This window comes from Pseudomonas sp. MYb541 (genome assembly GCF_037479595.1).
Lineage (GTDB): Bacteria > Pseudomonadota > Gammaproteobacteria > Pseudomonadales > Pseudomonadaceae > Aquipseudomonas > Aquipseudomonas canadensis.
Genome location: NZ_JBBGYS010000023.1, coordinates 80,139 through 97,707, shown reverse-complemented (window position 1 = coordinate 97,707; position 17,569 = coordinate 80,139). Strand labels below are relative to the sequence as shown.

The following is a 17,569-nucleotide window of genomic DNA, read 5'->3' as shown; positions in this document are numbered from 1 at the left end:
CTCCCACCTTTTGACTGCATTTCAGGTCTGGATTGGGGGGGCTCGGTGCCAATCAATTTCGTGGACCGGCATCGGCCTGCCAAACCAATACCCCTGCCCCATATCGCAGTCCTGACCCAACAGAAACCGCGCCTGTTCAACCTGCTCGATCCCCTCGGCATGCACCTGCATTCCCATGCTTTTAGCGAGGGCGATCACCACGCGCACGATGGCCGCGTCATCTTCGTCCCAGGGCAAACCGGCAACAAAGCCCTGGTCGATCTTGAGCTTCTGCACCGGCAGGCGCTTGAGGCGCAGCAGTGACGAGTAACCGGTGCCAAAATCATCGATCGCCAGGCGCAACCCCAACTCTCGGAGACGGTGCATCTGCTCCAGCGCGACCTCCGGGTCTTCCATCACCGCGCTTTCGGTGACTTCCAGCTCGAGAAAGGCCGGATCCAGGCCCGTGTCATGCAGCACCTGGGCGACCTGTTCATACAGCTCACGCCGCGCAAACAGGCGGCTAGACACATTGATGGCGATAAAACTCAACGGTGCCCCCTCGGCCAGCCATTGGCACATCTGCCGACACGCCTGGTCCATCACCCAGGCATCAATCTCGGCAATCAACCCGGTGCGCTCGGCGATCGGGATAAATTCCCCCGGCGGCACCAGGCCGCGTTCCGGATGCTGCCAGCGCACCAGCGCTTCGACGCCGATCAGACGGCTATTGTGCAGATCGTGCACGGGTTGGTAATAGACGCAGAGTTCCTGCTGTTCGAGGGCGCGGCGCAGTTCGCTGGCGACTTCCACGCGATTCTGCGCGTGGGCAGTCAGTTCCTCGGTGTACAAGGCGTAGCCCTCGCGCCCGGCGCTCTTGGCCTTGAACAGCGCGGAGTCGGCGTTACGCAGCAACTGCTCGGCGCTCAGGGCATCGTTGGGGAACAGGCTGATCCCGATACTGGCGCTGATAAACAGCTGGTGGCCATCAAAGATGAAGGGCTGTTTCATCGCCTCCAGCATGCGCTGCGCCAGACCCGCCGCCTGGGCCACCTGTGGACAACTTTCCGCCAGTACGGCGAACTCATCTCCACCCAGGCGCGCCAGGGTCACGCCGGGGCCAAACAGTGCCTTGAGCCGCTCGCCCACCAGCTTGAGCAATTGGTCTCCGACGTTATGGCCCAGGCTGTCGTTGATGATCTTGAAGTGGTCCAGGTCCAGCAACAGCAAGGCGCAGCCACGCTTGTGGATCTGCGCCGAGGCCAGCGCCTGCTCGGCGCGGTCGGTGAATAGCAGGCGGTTGGGCAAGTCGGTCAGCGGATCGTGGTGCGCGAGGTGGGCCAGTTCGTGCTCGGAGTCCTTGATGGCGCTGATGTCGGAAAACACCGCCACATAATGGCTGACCTTGCCCTGGTCATCGTGAATCACCCGAATGGTTTGCCACTGTGGATAAATCTCACCGCTTTTGCGTCGGTTCCAGATTTCACCGCTCCATTCGCCGGTGCGTTCCAGGCTCTGGAACATCTGTTGGTAGAAATTCGACGAATGGCGACCGGATTTGAACAGGCTGGGCTGATGCCCCATGACGTCTTCGCGGCTGTAGCCGGTGATCTCCATGAACGCCCGGTTGACGTGCACGATCAGCCCCTGTGCGTCGGTGACCAACACGCCTTCGCGAGTGCAATCGAACACGGCGGCGGCCTGGCGCAGGCGTTCACGGTTTTCTTTCAGGGGCTGTTGCAGCTGGTTGGCCCGGGCAAACCGGGCGCAGATCAGGTAAATCGCCAGGGCGCTGAGCGCCACCCACACATAGCCGCGCACCTGCAGCCAGTGGGTCAGCTCGCTCGGGTTATCGAGAAACTCGATCAATACGCGCTGGGTTACGCCGATCCACAGAACGGAAACCAGCAGGTATGCCAGCCCGGCACGCAGGGCACCTCGGTATGAAAACAGCATATGGTCAGTAATCCTTACCAAAAAACAGAATCGCCCTACAAAGGCTGCGGATTATAGAATAAGAAACATCCAGTCACTCCTATCTGAAAGGGCGGCTGGTTTTCTCTGTAGGCTTAGTGATAATGCGTGAGCTGTTCTTTTCTTTATCTGAGGGCCATACAGCCTATGTGGTACAACGGTTTTCTTGACCTGTCAGCCTGGCAACTGGTGGCGGTCACTCTGTTGATGACCCACGTGACCATCGTTGCGGTCACAGTCTATCTGCATCGCTATTCAGCCCATCGCTCCCTGGAGCTCAATGCCGGCCTGAAACACTTTTTCCGCTTCTGGCTGTGGTTGACCACGGCGCAGAACACCCGCGAGTGGACCGCCATCCACCGCAAGCACCACGCCAAGTGCGAAACCGTCGACGACCCGCACAGCCCGGTCATCAAGGGCCTGTCCACCGTGATGCGCAAAGGCGCCGAGCTGTACCGCGCCGAGGCCGAAAACCCCGAGACCCTGCGCATCTACGGCAAGAACTGCCCGGAAGACTGGATCGAACGCAAAATCTACACGCCCTACCCGTTGCTGGGCGTGGCGATCATGGGCGTGATCGACCTGCTGCTGTTCGGCACCATCGGCATCACCATCTGGGCGATCCAGATGATGTGGATCCCGTTCTGGGCCGCCGGCGTGATCAACGGCCTGGGGCATGCCGTGGGTTATCGCAACTTCGAATGCCGTGACGCGGCGACCAACCTGGTGCCGTGGGGCATCATCGTCGGTGGCGAAGAGCTGCATAACAACCATCACACCTACCCCAACTCCGCCAAGCTGTCGGTGAAGAAGTGGGAATTCGACATGGGCTGGGCATGGATCAAAGTCTTCAGCTTCCTGCGCCTGGCCAAGGTGCAACGCGTCGCGCCCATCGCCCACCGTGTGGAAGGCAAGGGCCATCTGGACATGGACACTGCCATGGCGATCCTCAATAACCGTTTCCAGATCATGGCCCAGTACCGCAAGTTGGTGATCGCCCCACTGGTCAAGCAGGAGCTGGAAAAGGTCGATCACTCCGTTCGCCACCAATTCCACCGTGCCAAGCGCCTGCTATCGCGAGAAACCAGTTTGCTGGATGACCGCCACCATGTGCGTATCCAGAGCATGCTGGAACACAGCCAGGCGCTGAAAGTGATCTACGAAAAGCGCCTGGCGCTGCAGCAGATCTGGCTGAAGACCAGTTCCAATGGCCACGATATGCTCGCGGCCATCAAGGAATGGGTGCATGAGGCCGAGGCCAGCGGCATCCAGTCCCTGCGGGATTTTGCCCACCAATTGAAGACCTATTCACTGCGTCCTGCAGCGGTCTGACAGTGCGCTGGGAGGGCCTGCCCTCCCAGCCATCAGCTTTTTGGCGTCATTTCTCGGACACCGGCAATCGGTCCTGTTGACGGAACTTCACTGCAATTCGCCTCTCTCAATGAACACTTCGCCATCATGGTGGCCCCTTGTAGTGACCGCTGTTCCAACTTGCGGCGCGCCCAGAGAGAGTTGTGCCGATGGTTCACGAAAATCCATACTTGCCCGATCCTCCCACCGCTGAACATCCGCGTCCGGCTGCCGCCGCGACCCTGTTGGCGCTGGTGCATGCCCAAGGTGAAGTCGAGCGGTTGAGCGAGCGTGAGCAGCTGTTGAGTTCGATGCTGGTGAGCGTGAACGCCGTGCTGTGGGCCATGGATTGGGAAACGCGCCGCGTGCTGTACGTGAGCCCGGCCTATGAACGCGTTTTCGGACGTTCCGCCGGACTGCTGCTGGCCGACCATCGGGAATGGCGCAACAGTATTCACCCCGAAGACCTCGACTACGCCGAGCACAGCCTGACCCGCGTGCTGGAACAGGGTGCCGTGGAGGACCGCGAGTATCGCATCATCACCGCCGACGGGCAGATCCGCTGGCTGAGCGACAAGTGCTACATCAACCAGCAGGTCGAACCCGGCGAACCGTTGATCGTGGTGGGCATGGCCGAAGACATCACTGAAAAGAAACAACTGGAGCTGGAGCTGCACCGCCTGGCCACCACCGACGTGTTGACCCAGAGCAGCAACCGCCGGCACTTCTTCGAATGCGCCAACCAGGCCTTCGATACGGCCTGTGCCCAAGGTGCGCCGTTGGCTTTCCTGCTGCTGGACATCGATGACTTCAAGGACGTCAACGACAGCTATGGCCACCTGGAAGGTGATCAGGTGTTGCGCCGTATCGCCGAGAGCGGTCGCGGGGTATTGCGCCGTGGCGACCTGTTCGGGCGCATTGGCGGCGAAGAATTCGCAGCCGTCCTGCCCGGCTGCGCGCCGGAGATGGCCTTGCAAGTGGCGGAGCGGCTGGGCAGGGAAATTCAGGAGCTGAGTTTCAGCTATGAAGGCCAGGTTTTCAGCGTGACTATCAGTCAGGGACTGGCCAGCCTCACCGAACAAGACTCGACACTGGACAGCCTGTTCGCCCGCGCCGATGCGGCGATGTATGAGGCCAAGCGCCAGGGCAAGAACCGTGTCATAGCGGGCTAACACCAGCTCCTACAGGGGTTCGGTGTGGACTTCAGGCCTTGCGGATCCGCGTCAGTTCCGCCAGGCCGACCTTGAGCAATCGCGCAGTCTTGCCCCTGGCCAGCTCTTCCAAACCTTCATGCTCAGTCAAACGCGCCATCTGCGCCGCCAGGTTCACCACCAATGCATCCCTGGCATACACACCGCCCTCCAACGAGTAAATCGCCGCGATCAACTGGCGCAGTTCCAGCGGTAAACGCCAACGCGCGCGCAGTGCCGAACCATAGGCTGCGCCGAAGGTGTAGAGCGACTCACCAATCGCTTCCTCATCCAATGCACCACCGCCCTGACGCCAATCTTCCAGGCAGCGCAACAGCGCCAGGTCACCGAGCCGATGGAGGATACCAGCGCTGTAGCAGCGTTCGTGGTCCAACTCCAGCATGCGTGCCAGCCGGCGAGCGTAGTCGGCGGTGTCCTGGGACAATTGCCAATGGCGCTCCGCATAGGCCACCAAGGCTGGGTCGCCCAATACCACGTTGTGCTTGAGCGCCAGGCCAAGAATAAGGTTCATGCTTTGCCCCGGCACCAGCTTTTGCAACGCAGCAGGCAAGGTTTGCACGGGGGTACCGTGATGGCCGGCGCTGTTGGCGGCGGCGATCAGCACGGCGGTGATTTGCGGGTCCATGCGCACCTGGTCTTCCAGCCGCTTGAGGTCCAAGCCATCGGGGCCGAGACCGTGTTGCACGGCGGCTTTCACATCGACTCGCAAGGGTGCGCCATCGGACGCTTCGCGGCGGCGCTCAAGGAACACCGGCAAGGTCATGCCCGGCGCCAGCGGCGGAATCTCGCAGTACACCGTTTCGCCTTCATTGAGCAGCAGGTCTTGCAGGCGCTGAGTCAGGCCTTCCATGTTCAAGGGTTTGGTCAGGTACGCCGTGGGCGCCAGTGGCAAGGCTTCGCGCACGCTGGCGCTGTCATTGCGACTGCTCAGCAGAATGAACGGCAGACCGGGCGAGCGACGCTTCTGGCGTACAGTGCGCAACAGGCTCAATCCGTCGACACCCGGCAGCTCCCAATCGGCCAGGATCAGATCGTAGGCTTTCTCTCGCAGCAACGTCGCCGCCTGTTGCCCATCGGCACACACATCCAGCCGCGCGTCGCAGCGCACATTCAACAGCACTTGCTTGAGCAAATCCCGCGACCAAGGGTCCGCCTCGGCAATCAACACACGGGGTACAGCGGGTAAATCAACAGCAGTCATCCAGCACGCTCCATCGGCAATGCTTGCACCTTAGACAATGGAGCGGCCTACGTACAATGAACACGGCCTGAATGTGCGGTGATGGGTATAAAAAAACCCGCCGAAGCGGGTTTTTTCTGTCGATCAGGTCAGCATCCGCTTACAGCTCGGAGAAGCACTCTTCGATGATCGCCAGGCCTTTGTCCAACTGCTCGTCCGGCGAGGTCAACGGAACCAGTACGCGCAACACGTTGCCGTAGGTGCCGCAGCTCAACAGGATCAGGCCCTTGTCACGTGCCTTGGCTACCACGGCGGCAACCGCAGCGGCGTTTGGCTTGTGGCTGTCGCCACCTTCGAACAGCTCGACCGCGATCATTGCGCCCAAAGCGCGCACTTCGCCGATCACCGGGTACTTGGCCTGGATAGCTTTCAGACCGGTCACCAGACGCTCGCCGACAGCCTTGCAGCGGTCCAGCAGGTGCTCTTCTTCGAACACTTCCATCACGGCCAGGGCCGCGGCGCAAGCGATCGGGCTACCGGCGTAGGTGCCGCCCAGGCCGCCTGGCGCGATGGCGTCCATGTACTCGGCCTTGCCGCACACACCAGCCAGCGGGAAGCCGCCGGCGATGGACTTGGCGAAGGTGGTCAGATCGGCGGCAACGCCCATCTGCTCCATGGCGAAGAAAGTACCAGTACGGCCGGCACCGGTTTGCACTTCGTCAGCGATCAGCAGGATGCCGTGCTTGTCGCACAGTTCACGCAGGCGCTTCATGAAGGATTTAGGCGCGACGTAGAACCCACCTTCGCCCTGCACCGGCTCGATGATGATGGCAGCGATATCACGCGGCTCGGCATCGTTCTTGAAGATGCGTTCGATGCTGGCGATGGCGTCATCGTCGCTCACGCCGTGCAGTTCGTTCGGGAACAGCGCGCGGAACACGCCGCCTGGCATCAGGCCCATGCCGGCCGAGTAAGGCACGACTTTACCCGTGAGACCCAGGGTCATCATGGTGCGGCCGTGGTAGGCGCCGGTGAAGGCGATCACACCGGCACGGCCAGTGGCGGCGCGGGCGATTTTCACGGCGTTTTCGACGGCTTCGGAACCGGTGGTGACCAGCAGGGTTTTCTTGGCGAAATCACCTGGGACCTTGGCGTTGATTTTTTCGCACAGTTCCACGTAAGGCTCGTAGGCCAGTACCTGGAAGCAGGTGTGCGTCAGCTTGTTCAGTTGCTCGGTCACCGCGGCGATGATTTTCGGGTGCACGTGGCCGGTGTTCAGCACGGCGATACCGCCGGCGAAGTCGATGAACTCGCGACCTTCAACGTCGGTCACGGTGGCGTTCTTCGCGGATTCGGCGAAGATCGGGTGAATCTGGCCAACACCGCGCGGGACAGCGGCTTCGCGGCGTTTCATCAGGGATGCGTTGGTCTTGCTCATAAAGTCCTCATTCGCCACTCATCGGGTGGCGTGGTCCAAGGAATACGTGGCGGGGAGGCAACTGCGGCAGCATGCGATGATCGACTGCCACAGCTTTCCCGGCCACTACGAATTACGGGGTGAAACACGCAAAGGGTCAGCGCTCTCGTGCCCTCTGCGTTTGCCGCGATCTCTTGCTGAGCTTAGATGCCCAGGCAGAGGTATTTGATTTCCAGGTAATCCTCGATCCCGTACTTGGAGCCTTCACGGCCCAGGCCCGAGGCCTTGATGCCGCCAAACGGCGCCACTTCGTTGGAGATCAACCCGGTGTTGACGCCGACCATACCGTATTCCAGGGCTTCGGCCACACGGAACACACGGCCCAGGTCGCGGGCATAGAAGTAGGAGGCCAAGCCGAACTCGGTGTCGTTGGACATCGCGATCACTTCGGCTTCGTCCTTGAAACGGAACAGCGGCGCCAGCGGGCCGAAGGTTTCTTCCTTCGCCACGGCAGCGTCCTTCGGCACGTCGACCAGGATAGTCGGCTCGAAGAAGTTGCCTTCCATCACCTTGCCACCGGCCAACAGCTTGGCGCCTTTGCTCAGGGCATCAGCAATGTGTTCCTGGACCTTGGCCACGGCTTTTTCGTCGATCAGCGGGCCAGTGGTCGTGCCGTCTTCCAGACCGTTGCCGATCTTCAACTTGGCGACCGCCACTTTGAGTTTTTCGGCAAAAGCGTCGTACACCGAATCCTGAATGTACAGGCGGTTGGCACAGACGCAGGTCTGACCGTTGTTGCGGTACTTGGAAATGATCGCGCCTTCGACGGCTTTATCCAGGTCCGCGTCGTCGAACACGATGAACGGCGCGTTGCCGCCCAGTTCCAGGGAGACTTTCTTGATGTCCTTGGCGCATTCGGCCATCAGTTGGCGACCGATTTCGGTCGAGCCGGTGAAGGACAATTTGCGCACAATCGGGTTGCTGGTCAGCTCGCCGCCGATGTCGCCGGCGCTGCCGGTGACCACGCTCAACACGCCTTTCGGGATACCGGCACGGTGCGCCAGCTCAACCAGAGCCAGGGCCGAGAACGGAGTTTGCGAAGCCGGCTTGATCACCATGGTGCAACCGGCGGCCAGGGCCGGGCCGGCTTTACGGGTGATCATCGCGGCCGGGAAGTTCCACGGGGTGATCGCAGCGGTCACGCCGATCGGCTGCTTGATCACGATCAGGCGCTTGTCAGGCTGGTGCCCAGGAATCACGTCGCCGTAGATGCGCTTGGCTTCTTCGGCGAACCACTCGATAAAGGAGGCGGCGTAGACAATTTCGCCCTTGGCTTCGGCCAGTGGTTTGCCTTGCTCGAGGGTCATCAGGCGGCCGAGGTCGTCCTGGTTTTCGATCAACAGTTCGAACCAGCGGCGCAGCTTGTTGGCGCGCTCCTTGGCGGTCAGTGCACGCCAGGCCGGCAGCGCCTTGTCGGCGGCTTCGATGGCGCGGCGGGTTTCAGCGGCGCCCATCTTTGGCACGGTGCCAAGAATCTCGCCCGTGGCAGGGTTGTTGACCTTGATGGTCTGACCGTTGTCCGCATCGACCCAAGCGCCATCGATAAAGGCTTGCTGGCGGAACAACTGGGCATCTTTAAGCTGCATGTCGGCTTTCCTTAACAGCACCGCGCGCACGCGGAGCGAATTAGAGTTGTTGAAAGGCGCCTTGTGGGCTGCCGTCAGGGAAATCAGCCCCAGCGCACAAAGGAAGTGAAAGCGCGCGCGGGAGACAGAGCGTTTGAAATCTCAAACGAATCCTAGGATCAATGGGGGTGCAGGGCAATAGTCTGTTCGAAAAAAAGAACGAAAACGGCGCATTTGCCGAAACTTTCTGATCAGCGTGTTTCAGCCAGGTTCCAGCACATCGATCACCGGCACCCGGCGCAGGGCCTCTGCGGGGCCAATTCCTACACATGAACGCCCAAAGACCAGCATGGACGCCCAAGGTCGACATGGGTATGATGTCGCCCGCACAAGCATCCGTAGCTCAGCTGGATAGAGTACTGCCCTCCGAAGGCAGGGGTCGTGGGTTCGAATCCCGCCGGGTGCACCATATAGCAGTCTCTGGCTGTCTCAGACAGTCTACGAAACACCCCAAGAAGCCCGCCCTGTGCGGGCTTTCTTGTTTCTGGCTATCCATCCCTGTCCATCCCTATAACTTCCCGCCGTGTATGCCCACGTGTATGCTTTGAGATTCCTATAACTGGAGGCATACAGGAAGTGAAGCGCTCTGAAATCAAACGCCGACCCTTAGCAGACACCACGCTTGCAGGCCTGGAGCCTGAGCACGTTACATATCGGGAGCAGGACGGGAATGGCCTGTACTTCCGGGTGAAACCTAACGGTCAAAAATCGTGGGAGCTGCGCTACAAAAAGCCAGACGGGAAATGGTCTTGGCTGGGTCTCGGCGGCTACCCGGAAATCAGTGGCTCTTTGGCGAGACAGAAAGCAGCTCAACTGCGGGAAGACGCATCGACCGGCAAAAATCCATTGGTGAGCAAGCAAGCTCGCAAGGTTGCAGACCAGGTTGCTGCCAACAACACATTTGAAGCGTTAGGCCGCGAGTGGTTTGAGGCCAGACGCACAAGCTGGGAATCAGGTACGTCTCGACGAGTACTTGGCGCACTCGAGCTTCACGTGTTCCCCGTCTTCGGAAAACGCGTGTACACAGAAATATTGCCCCTGGAATGGATGGAGTTTCTACGCGGCATGGAGCAGAAGGGGATCATTGAACAAATGGGCCGAGTTCGTGCCTTTTGCAAAGAGATCTATGACCTGGCCCGCGTAACAGGACGAGCTGTCCACAACCCCCTTGAAGGTCTCAGCAAATTCCTGCAATCACGTAGCGCTGAAAACTATGCACACGTGTCGATTGAAGAACTGCCTGCGCTACTTCGAGCAATCAATTCCTACCCCCACGCAAAGGACGTTCGTATAGGGCTTCGCTTGCTTTCCTTATTAGCATCGCGCCCGAGCGAGATCCGAGAAGCACGCTGGTCAGAAATCGACCTCTCCAAAAAGCTATGGACGATCCCAGCCGAGCGAATGAAACGTCGTCGCGAACATGTCGTGCCTCTCTCTAGACAGGCAATCGAAGCGCTCACAGAGTTACGAACACTGACAGGTGCGTACCCTCTCCTATTTCCAGGCAGGAAAGACAGAACAATCCCCCGTAGCAACACCGTCTTTCTAATGGCGCTCCGCAGACTGGGATATGCCGGTCGGCAAACAGGCCACGGCTTTCGTCACATCGCGAGCACCATACTCAATGAGCAGGGTTTCGATGAGAATCACATTGAGGCCCAGCTCTCTCATGCAAAGGAGGGGATTGCCGGGGTCTATAACAAAGCGGTGTACCTGCCTCAACGCAGAGTAATGATGCAGTGGTACGCCGATCACCTTGATGCCCTAGTGAGTGGAAATGTCGTGCAGGGGCAATTTGGAAAGGCAGTATGAGAGCACATACCCACCCCCCCTCTAAAACCGGTGTAACGGGTGTTACTCGTGTAACGCCCATCGCCAAACGCCCGGTTTCATTGGCTTTCAGGTGCGTTACACAGTTCAGCAGCTTAGCGTACATCCGATGTAACGCTGCCCATGTGTGTAACGCCAAAGCCAGCGCACGACTGCTGAGGGCAAGCGTTCTGCACCTATGCCTACAAAGCGGCTTTCGCTGGTTACCCGCTTTGAATCCAGGGCGTGGGACTCTCCGTTACACGGTACCGATGACATTTCGCGATGACTGATCACCACCCCATTTTGCATTTGGCGTTAAGCCGAGGCCTGTTCAGTTATCTCTCAGCGCAACCGCTCTATGACCTCTGCCGTGAGCAGGTCGCTGACGCCTGCCGCTTGATAGACCAATGCTGTCTGCGCATTCATGGTGACGATATCAACAAAGATCTCGCCAGCATGTGCATTCAGACGACGATCCATGAGGAGACGATTTTTCAATATGCCTCCACCGATACCAAGGTACGCCTCGCGCATTGGGTCCGTATGTACAGCAATTGCCACTCGGCGTCAGAGCGCGACGCTCATTCGGCCTATATCATGGCTTGTGCGGTAAAAGCGCTGGAAACGTTAGTCAACTGGATGCAGGCAGCCGATCAAGAGGCTTGGCCTCATGTCACAGAACCTCCTGCGGACTTGCCTTGGGACCTCTACTGCGAGCTCGTAGAGATGCAAGTGGATCCGGATGAGCGCATTCAGACCCTTGATGATTACGCCTTCTATCTGGGACCGATCACATCCCTACCCTGCCTTGCCGACGATAAACTAAGACCCATCGCCGACCGGGCGATTAAGAATGCCATCCGCAAAAAAGGCGGCATCATCAGCGGGATGGACCGTAAAGAGGAGATGAGCGCGCGAGACGCCGCGATAGTTGAACAGGGTCGTCACTACCGCACAGCCGGGATGTCCAAACGTAACGTCGCAACGAAGGTGCATGCTTGGCTACAGCGAGAGGTCGCCAAACCTCCAAAACAACGGCCTAAGTGGCTTGCGCTTGAGACCGAAAAAGCCCTATCTCGCAAAAGCGTTGAGGCCATCCTCAAACGCAATTTGGTGTTGTAGCTAAAATTTCAATCGAATTTCAATTGGAAGTTAACTGCTCACCGACGTCCCATCTCTAGACCATTGCTCTCGTCAGTCCAAACCAATCGAGAGCAATTTCAATGACAAAGAACATCGCCCACCCGCCTGCCCCAATCCTCCCAAATTTTGCCAGCCCCTTCGACTCCACCAGCGCCGTACCAGGCTTAGCCGCTCCATTTGACCCCGCTACCACCCTCATCAGAATGCCGCGTCTTGAGATCGTTACAGGATTCAAGCGCTCGACGATCTACAAGCTTATGCAGTGCCCCGATAGTGGTTTTCCCCAGCCGGTCAAATTGAGCAACAGCACCGCGCGCGGCGCGCCGGTTGCCTGGGTCCTTTCCGAAGTTCAGAGCTGGGTTAAAAGCCGTATAGAAGCACGCGACCGGGTGGCAGCATGAAAAATCGTGTCGTAAACAGGGCCATCTTGCAGCCCTTTTCTGTACTCAGAACAGTCGGATTTACGCCTCGCTGGATGCAACGCTTCGAACGCTACCGTACGGAGCAAAAACGCCTGAGCCGTGACGTTTTGGTGATGCGCTGGGCAGACGGCATCTGGTGCGCATTGTCGGTTCCCTGCCAAGCACCCCGAGCAATCATCGTTGACGAAGGCCAACAGGTCGACGCCTACGAGGATGCACGCGCCCGTCTGGATTGCGACTTCTTGCCCTTTGTTTCCCTGCGCTGGGAAGTCCATGCCTGAAATGAAAACGCCCCCGGCGGCAACCGGAGGCGTTGAGGTAAATCTACATGCCGGATCAATTTATGTCCCATCGAAAAAAACCGCAAGCGCCTCGCACAGTTGCACTTTCAAAAAACGGACGTTACTCTCTGGCCGTCGCTGCAAATTCAGCGACCGGGTGTAGGAACCCGCAAAGGTACAGGCGCACCAGCGCCCAATTCACAATTGCAGGCGTTTTTTTTCGTCTGCAATCAAGTGTCATGGCGGCTGTGTGCGGGCAGGCTTCGGCCTGGCCGGGTTCCTGTATCTCCGGTATTCCTACCCCGCACATAGCTGCCACCCAATCCCGTAGGAAGGATCGTGGCAGCTCTCAAAAAGATATGGGAGCTCCACACATGCACGCCATCAATCCGTCCAAAATTCGCGCCGCTGCTCATCGAGCTATGGCTCTCGCCGCTTTACACGCCAATTCCAGCCTCGCTACACGCCTCGCCCGTTACAACGCCCATATGTCCAAAGCGCGAGCTCTGGACGCCGCAGGGGGTGCCCAATGAGCATGCTCCCGGGCTTTGCACTACCCGAGGATCTCCTCTGCGTCAGCCGAGACGCCGAAGCCGGCCTGCCTATCGACGCCATCACCTGTGCGCTCGACCGTGCCAACTCCGTTCTCATGCTGCTGGAAGACCACTTAGACGGGGATAAACCTCTGCTCTCCAACCGCGTGCTGTCGTCCGTTATTTGGGACGTGCGTGGCACCTTGGGGTTGATCAAAACACTCACCATGTACGGTGATGCCTCCTCTGTGCCGATGGGCCAGAAAGGCGGTGCGCTGTGACCCACTCCAACACGCTTGGACGCTCCGAGTTTTCCCCTGCCAACGGTAACGGCCAAAACCTGTTTCGGGTGAATGCCGGTATCCCGCTGGAGGACGCACTTGAAGCCGTCTCCCAGATCCTGCACCACGCCAATCAACTGATCCTCGACGCTGCCATCAGCGATGCGGGCGAGCGTTTTAGTTGGCCCGCGTTCTACCTCGGAGAGATGGCTAAGGCGCTGATCGACGACGTGAACGAGGCGTTGCTTGAGTCGAGGACCACACTATGACTCAGCGCACCGGCAGCACATCAAAACGCCCGAGCTTCGCTGACGTAAAAAGCGCCGCTCTGAAGAACATCGACCGCGTCCTTACTCAATGGCTGCCGAACGGCAAACGCGTCGACGGCGGCAAGGAATATACCGCGCCGAATCCGACGCGTACGGACAAACGCGCAGGCTCACTCAAGGTCAATTTGAGCAAAGGCACCTGGGCGGATTTTGCCACCGGCGATAAGGGCGGCGACCTGATCGACCTGGTGCGCTACATCGACGGCGGCACCGACGTTGATGCCTGCAAAAAGCTGGCGGACCTGCTCAACGTTTCCGCCGGTTCGGCGAACGCTAAAAGCGCACCGGCCAAGCCCGCAGCGCCGGAGTGGATTGCGATCCAGCCGATCCCGGCCGAGTCCATGAACAAGTGCCCTGCCAAGCACCGGCAACACGGTGTTCCGTCCAAGGTGTGGATCTACCGCGATGCACAGGGCCGGCCGGTCATGGCGCTGTATCGCTTCGACCTAGGCCCGGATGAAGATGGCAAGCCGCGTAAAGTCTTTGCGCCGTTGACCTGGTGCAAGCGCTCCGATGGGCAAGCCACACAATGGCGCTGGCAAGGGTTGTCGGAACCTCGGCCATTGCTGCGCCTGGATGAACTGGCACAGCGGGCCGATGCGCCTGTGGTGTTGTGTGAAGGTGAAAAGGCCGCTGATGCTGCCGCTGAACTGATGCCCGATCACGTCGCCACCTGCTGGCCGAACGGCTCCAATTCTTGGCATAAAGCCGACCTGACGACACTCAAAGGGCGTGCTGTGGCGCTGTGGCCGGATAATGATGCCAGCGGCAAGACCTGCATGGACGCCATCGAGCTGAAGCTGATTGAGCTGGGCGCCACCTCAGTACAACGGATCTCGCTCGACGTATTCAAGCTTAAGCCGAGCAGCAAAGGCGGCAAGCCGACACTCGTCAAAGGCGGCAATTGGGCAGACGGCGATGATGCAGCGGATGCATTAGCCAAAGGCTGGACCGCAGACCACGTCGCCGAGCTGGTGCGCAGCGGTGAGTTTTTCGGCGGTGCCACTGAGCCCACTGAGCCTCAAGAACAGAAGGCCAAGGCGCCCGCCAAACGCCCTGCCAAATCGAAAACCGATCTGTTGCCGGGCGGCTTTCGCCTGACGCCTGAAGGGGTGTTTTATTCCGGCGATGATGGCGAGGCGCGTCCCGTGTGTTCGCCTCTCGAAATCATCGCTCGCACTCGCGACGACAAGGGCCACAACTGGGGCTTGTTGGTCGAATTCGACGACCCAGACGGCGCCAAAAAACGCTGGAACATTCCGGCCCGAACCATGACCGGCGACTTCGGCAAAGATGTACTTGGCCCGCTGGTAGACATGGGTCTGCGCCTTGCCGGAAGCCGATCAGGGCGCAACGCACGCAATGACCTACAAAGCTATCTCGGCGGCTTCGACAGTGCCCAGCGCGCCCGCTTGGTGACGCGTTTGGGCTGGCACGACAACGCCTTCCTTTTGCCCGAACAACAGATCGGCTCGCACGCCGAGCACCTGCATTTTTATGAGGCCGGTGCGCAGCTTCCACCAATCAGCGAGGCAGGCTCTCTGGAGCAATGGCAACAGCAAATCGGTGCGCTGTGCGTTGGTAATCACCGCTTGGCGTTTGTCGTCTCTGTGGCCTTTGCAGGGCCTCTGCTGAACCTGCTAGGTCATGAGTCGGGTGGTTTCCACCTGTATGGCGATAGCTCCGGGGGCAAGACCACTCACCTGCAAGTCGCTGCGTCGGTTTATGGCGGGCCGCGTCTGCTGCGTTCATGGCGCTCGACCGATAACGCCCTTGAGTCCATCGCAGCCGCCCATTCAGACGGACTCCTGGTGCTGGATGAAATCGGCATGTGTGACCCGCGCATTATTGGCGAGACGGTCTACATGCTCGGCAACGGCACCGGTAAGGCCCGAGCGAATGATCGAGGACAAGCGGGCCGACAGGTGCAGGAGTGGCGCTTGCTGTTTCTCTCGACCGGCGAGAAGACATTGGCGCAGCACATGGCGGATGCAAACAAGGAGCTGAAAGCGGGCATGGAGGTGCGCATGCTTGCGGTACCAGCAGATGCCAGCAAGGGCCTAGGCATGTTCGATGTGCTGAACGGTTTTGAGGACGCTGCCGCCCTCTCCGATGCGCTCAAGGCCCGTGTCGCCAAATACTACGGCACACCGCTTACCGCCTTCCTGCACGCACTGTGTGCTCCTGGGGAAATGCTCAGATGGACGGTGATCGTTCGCCGCACGGTGGAACAGTTCATCACCCAAAACCTGCCCACCTCGGCCAGTGGTCAGGCGCAGCGGGCCGCCCTTCGCTTTGGCCTCGCAGCAGCGGCCGGTGAGCTGGCCACCGCTTTCGGGGTCACCGGCTGGCCCGATGGCACAGCCACGACCGCCGCACGTGTGTGTCTGCATGCGTGGCTGGCCGAGCGTGGCGGCGCCGGTAACTTCGAGGGTGACGCGATCCTGGCTCGACTGCGCCAGGTCATCGAGCGATTTGGAGAAAGCCGCTTTACCCGTTGGGAATCTGCCGCCGCCAAGATCGATGAACACGGCCCACGCACGATTGATCGACTGGGCTTTCGCAAGACGATGGAACACGGAATGGGCGATGCCCTGCACACCACCAACACTTACTACGTGCTGCCGGAAGCATGGCGCTCCGAAATCTTCCGAGGCATGAACCTGAGTGCGGTTAACAAAGAGCTCCTGCAACGAGGCGTTTTAGAGCCTGGAAAGGATGGCAAAGCTTCGACCGCAGTGCGACTACCGGGGCTGGGCTTGCAGCGCTGCTATGTGGTTGTGGCAGTGCCAGAACAAGGTGATCACGGCGCCCAAGCAGCGTAATTACGGCCGCTCCATGAGGAATGCAGGCTCACCTTGGCCTGGCCCGCCAGCAGAAAAAATCAATCAACCTTTCGCCTTTAGGAACTCAACATGAACCAGCTAAAACAGAAAAAAGCCGCCTTGATTCAAGAACTGGAAACCTTGGAACAGAGCCTTCCACAACTGGAAGTCGAATGGCGTAACGCGCCGCGCGGTTTCAGTGCTGTTGGTAACCCAATTGGAAGCCCGGAAGCCAGCGAAGCTGCGGATAAAATATCCAGTGCCGAAGCTCGTATACGAGCGATACCACACGATTTGGCAGCAATTGACCGGAAGATTCAACACCTAGAACGCTTGGAAAAAAACGATCAAATCAAAGTCGAATCCATCCAAGCAATGTCCGCTGCGACAGCTGAAATAGAAGCGCTGGAGCGAAAAAGAGCGCACTTGAGTGAGCGGTTTAAGGCGATTCAATCAGAAGCTGATCAAGCCCTGGAAAAAGCGCAACAAGCCGAGCGCGACGCTGCAACGTCCTACGCCAAAAGTCTCGCAAGCGGTGATACGGAAGGGGAAAAATCAGCAAGCGGCGAAATGCAAAAGGCCGCTAAGCAACTGGCCACAACGGACGAGCAGGTCAGAAGGCAAGACCTGATTCTCGGAGCTCTGCAAGTCGAGCTTGATACCCTCGATGCTCAAATTACAAACGCCCGCCAACGTGGAGATGAATCCAAGACAGCCGCATTGAGCGCGGTTGGGTTTGCATTGGATGAGGAGTGGAACGCGGCGACCGAGCAACTGCTCGCTTTGGGCGCTAGGATACTTGCCGTCAGCTACCTAAAAGGCGGGATGGGCGATGCCTTGTCTGGACTCGAAGTACCTCGCTTCGGCCCCTTCCATTCGAGGCTTCAGCGCTCCGATTTGGCAGCGGAGGCCCGCAACATCTCCTTGGAAGAACTACTCGCCGCTTAAACCCCAATCAGCTCGCTTCGCGGGCTGTTTACTCTATTTAGTTACTCAAACTGCTGCAGAACTGTAACCGTCCGGCCAGCACCCTCTCCTGACAGCCCTCCAAATTGGCCAAGATAGTGGACACCATTTTTTAGTGGACACTATCTTGGATACAGTTGCCCCAGCCCGTCGAGCCGGTCGCCGCCCCAACTTTCCGCTG

The 17,569-nt window shown here is 59.2% G+C and carries 14 protein-coding genes and 1 tRNA gene; 11 read left to right on the top strand and 4 right to left on the bottom strand.

Annotated elements, in window-relative coordinates; genetic code table 11:
• Window positions 1-21 precede the first annotated feature (21 nt).
• The gene (dibA, locus tag WH299_RS16100; RefSeq protein ID WP_339550776.1) at window positions 22-1,935 is read right to left on the bottom strand and encodes a phosphodiesterase DibA; all 1,914 of its coding nucleotides are present in this window, start codon (window positions 1,933-1,935) and stop codon (window positions 22-24) included.
• Window positions 1,936-2,100: 165 nt separating this feature from the next.
• On the opposite strand from dibA, the gene desA reads away from it, so the two are divergent.
• A complete protein-coding gene (gene desA, locus WH299_RS16095) occupies window positions 2,101-3,285 on the top strand; it encodes a delta-9 fatty acid desaturase DesA (protein WP_028615253.1) in 1,185 nt (394 codons plus the stop codon).
• 188 nt (window positions 3,286-3,473) lie between these two features.
• Window positions 3,474-4,475: a GGDEF domain-containing protein gene (locus tag WH299_RS16090; protein WP_323623291.1), complete on the top strand. Its 1,002-nt coding sequence runs from the start codon at window positions 3,474-3,476 to the stop codon at window positions 4,473-4,475.
• A 31-nt stretch (window positions 4,476-4,506) separates the two neighbouring features.
• On the opposite strand, the gene WH299_RS16085 is transcribed toward WH299_RS16090, so the two are convergent.
• From WH299_RS16085 to gabD, 3 genes are all read right to left on the bottom strand, one after another.
• On the bottom strand, window positions 4,507-5,715 hold the full coding sequence (locus tag WH299_RS16085) for an HDOD domain-containing protein (RefSeq protein WP_339550773.1): 1,209 nt from the start codon (window positions 5,713-5,715) through the stop codon (window positions 4,507-4,509).
• A gap of 139 nt (window positions 5,716-5,854) precedes the next feature.
• Complete coding sequence (gene gabT / locus WH299_RS16080; RefSeq protein ID WP_028615250.1) at window positions 5,855-7,132, bottom strand: 4-aminobutyrate--2-oxoglutarate transaminase; 1,278 nt, start codon at window positions 7,130-7,132, stop codon at window positions 5,855-5,857.
• 182 nt (window positions 7,133-7,314) lie between these two features.
• Window positions 7,315-8,757: an NADP-dependent succinate-semialdehyde dehydrogenase gene (gene gabD, locus WH299_RS16075; protein WP_028615249.1), complete on the bottom strand. Its 1,443-nt coding sequence runs from the start codon at window positions 8,755-8,757 to the stop codon at window positions 7,315-7,317.
• A gap of 371 nt (window positions 8,758-9,128) precedes the next feature.
• Here gabD and WH299_RS16070 point away from each other — a divergent pair.
• From WH299_RS16070 to WH299_RS16030, 9 genes are all read left to right on the top strand, one after another.
• A tRNA-Arg gene (locus WH299_RS16070) sits at window positions 9,129-9,205 on the top strand.
• Between the two features lie 167 nt (window positions 9,206-9,372).
• The gene (locus WH299_RS16065) at window positions 9,373-10,608 is read left to right on the top strand and encodes a tyrosine-type recombinase/integrase (RefSeq protein ID WP_049710646.1); all 1,236 of its coding nucleotides are present in this window, start codon (window positions 9,373-9,375) and stop codon (window positions 10,606-10,608) included.
• Window positions 10,609-10,890: 282 nt separating this feature from the next.
• Window positions 10,891-11,730 (top strand): hypothetical protein, encoded by an 840-nt coding sequence (locus WH299_RS16060; RefSeq protein WP_339550771.1) that lies wholly within the window; start codon window positions 10,891-10,893, stop codon window positions 11,728-11,730.
• A 101-nt stretch (window positions 11,731-11,831) separates the two neighbouring features.
• Entirely contained in the window at window positions 11,832-12,152 is a 321-nt protein-coding gene (locus tag WH299_RS16055; RefSeq protein ID WP_339550770.1) for a helix-turn-helix transcriptional regulator, read from the top strand.
• Window positions 12,149-12,454 carry a hypothetical protein gene (locus WH299_RS16050; RefSeq protein ID WP_339550769.1) on the top strand — a complete coding sequence of 102 codons (306 nt, stop codon included), beginning with the start codon at window positions 12,149-12,151 and terminating at the stop codon, window positions 12,452-12,454. Before WH299_RS16055 ends, WH299_RS16050 begins: the two co-directional genes overlap by 4 nt.
• 529 nt (window positions 12,455-12,983) lie before the next feature.
• Window positions 12,984-13,268: a hypothetical protein gene (locus WH299_RS16045; protein WP_262666962.1), complete on the top strand. Its 285-nt coding sequence runs from the start codon at window positions 12,984-12,986 to the stop codon at window positions 13,266-13,268.
• Window positions 13,265-13,537 (top strand): DUF3077 domain-containing protein, encoded by a 273-nt coding sequence (locus WH299_RS16040; RefSeq protein WP_187516746.1) that lies wholly within the window; start codon window positions 13,265-13,267, stop codon window positions 13,535-13,537. Before WH299_RS16045 ends, WH299_RS16040 begins: the two co-directional genes overlap by 4 nt.
• Window positions 13,534-16,422, top strand: coding sequence for a DUF927 domain-containing protein (locus WH299_RS16035; RefSeq protein WP_339550767.1), 2,889 nt, complete (start codon window positions 13,534-13,536; stop codon window positions 16,420-16,422). The genes WH299_RS16040 and WH299_RS16035 overlap by 4 nt, the downstream gene beginning before the upstream one ends.
• A 90-nt stretch (window positions 16,423-16,512) precedes the next feature.
• The gene (locus WH299_RS16030; protein ID WP_339550766.1) at window positions 16,513-17,370 is read left to right on the top strand and encodes a hypothetical protein; all 858 of its coding nucleotides are present in this window, start codon (window positions 16,513-16,515) and stop codon (window positions 17,368-17,370) included.
• Window positions 17,371-17,569 lie beyond the last annotated feature (199 nt).

Bases quoted from the DNA above. Each gene is read 5' to 3' on its own strand.
- WH299_RS16085 (WP_339550773.1), bottom strand. From the start codon at position 5,715: ATGACTGCTGTTGATTTACCCGCTGTACCCCGTGTGTTGATTGCCGAG.
- WH299_RS16035 (WP_339550767.1), top strand. From the start codon at position 13,534: ATGACTCAGCGCACCGGCAGCACATCAAAACGCCCGAGCTTCGCTGAC.
- WH299_RS16090 (WP_323623291.1), top strand. From the start codon at position 3,474: ATGGTTCACGAAAATCCATACTTGCCCGATCCTCCCACCGCTGAACAT.
- WH299_RS16055 (WP_339550770.1), top strand. From the start codon at position 11,832: ATGACAAAGAACATCGCCCACCCGCCTGCCCCAATCCTCCCAAATTTT.
- WH299_RS16045 (WP_262666962.1), top strand. From the start codon at position 12,984: ATGAGCATGCTCCCGGGCTTTGCACTACCCGAGGATCTCCTCTGCGTC.
- desA (WP_028615253.1), top strand. From the start codon at position 2,101: ATGTGGTACAACGGTTTTCTTGACCTGTCAGCCTGGCAACTGGTGGCG.
- gabD (WP_028615249.1), bottom strand. From the start codon at position 8,757: ATGCAGCTTAAAGATGCCCAGTTGTTCCGCCAGCAAGCCTTTATCGAT.
- WH299_RS16030 (WP_339550766.1), top strand. From the start codon at position 16,513: ATGAACCAGCTAAAACAGAAAAAAGCCGCCTTGATTCAAGAACTGGAA.
- dibA (WP_339550776.1), bottom strand. From the start codon at position 1,935: ATGCTGTTTTCATACCGAGGTGCCCTGCGTGCCGGGCTGGCATACCTG.
- WH299_RS16050 (WP_339550769.1), top strand. From the start codon at position 12,149: ATGAAAAATCGTGTCGTAAACAGGGCCATCTTGCAGCCCTTTTCTGTA.
- gabT (WP_028615250.1), bottom strand. From the start codon at position 7,132: ATGAGCAAGACCAACGCATCCCTGATGAAACGCCGCGAAGCCGCTGTC.
- WH299_RS16060 (WP_339550771.1), top strand. From the start codon at position 10,891: ATGACTGATCACCACCCCATTTTGCATTTGGCGTTAAGCCGAGGCCTG.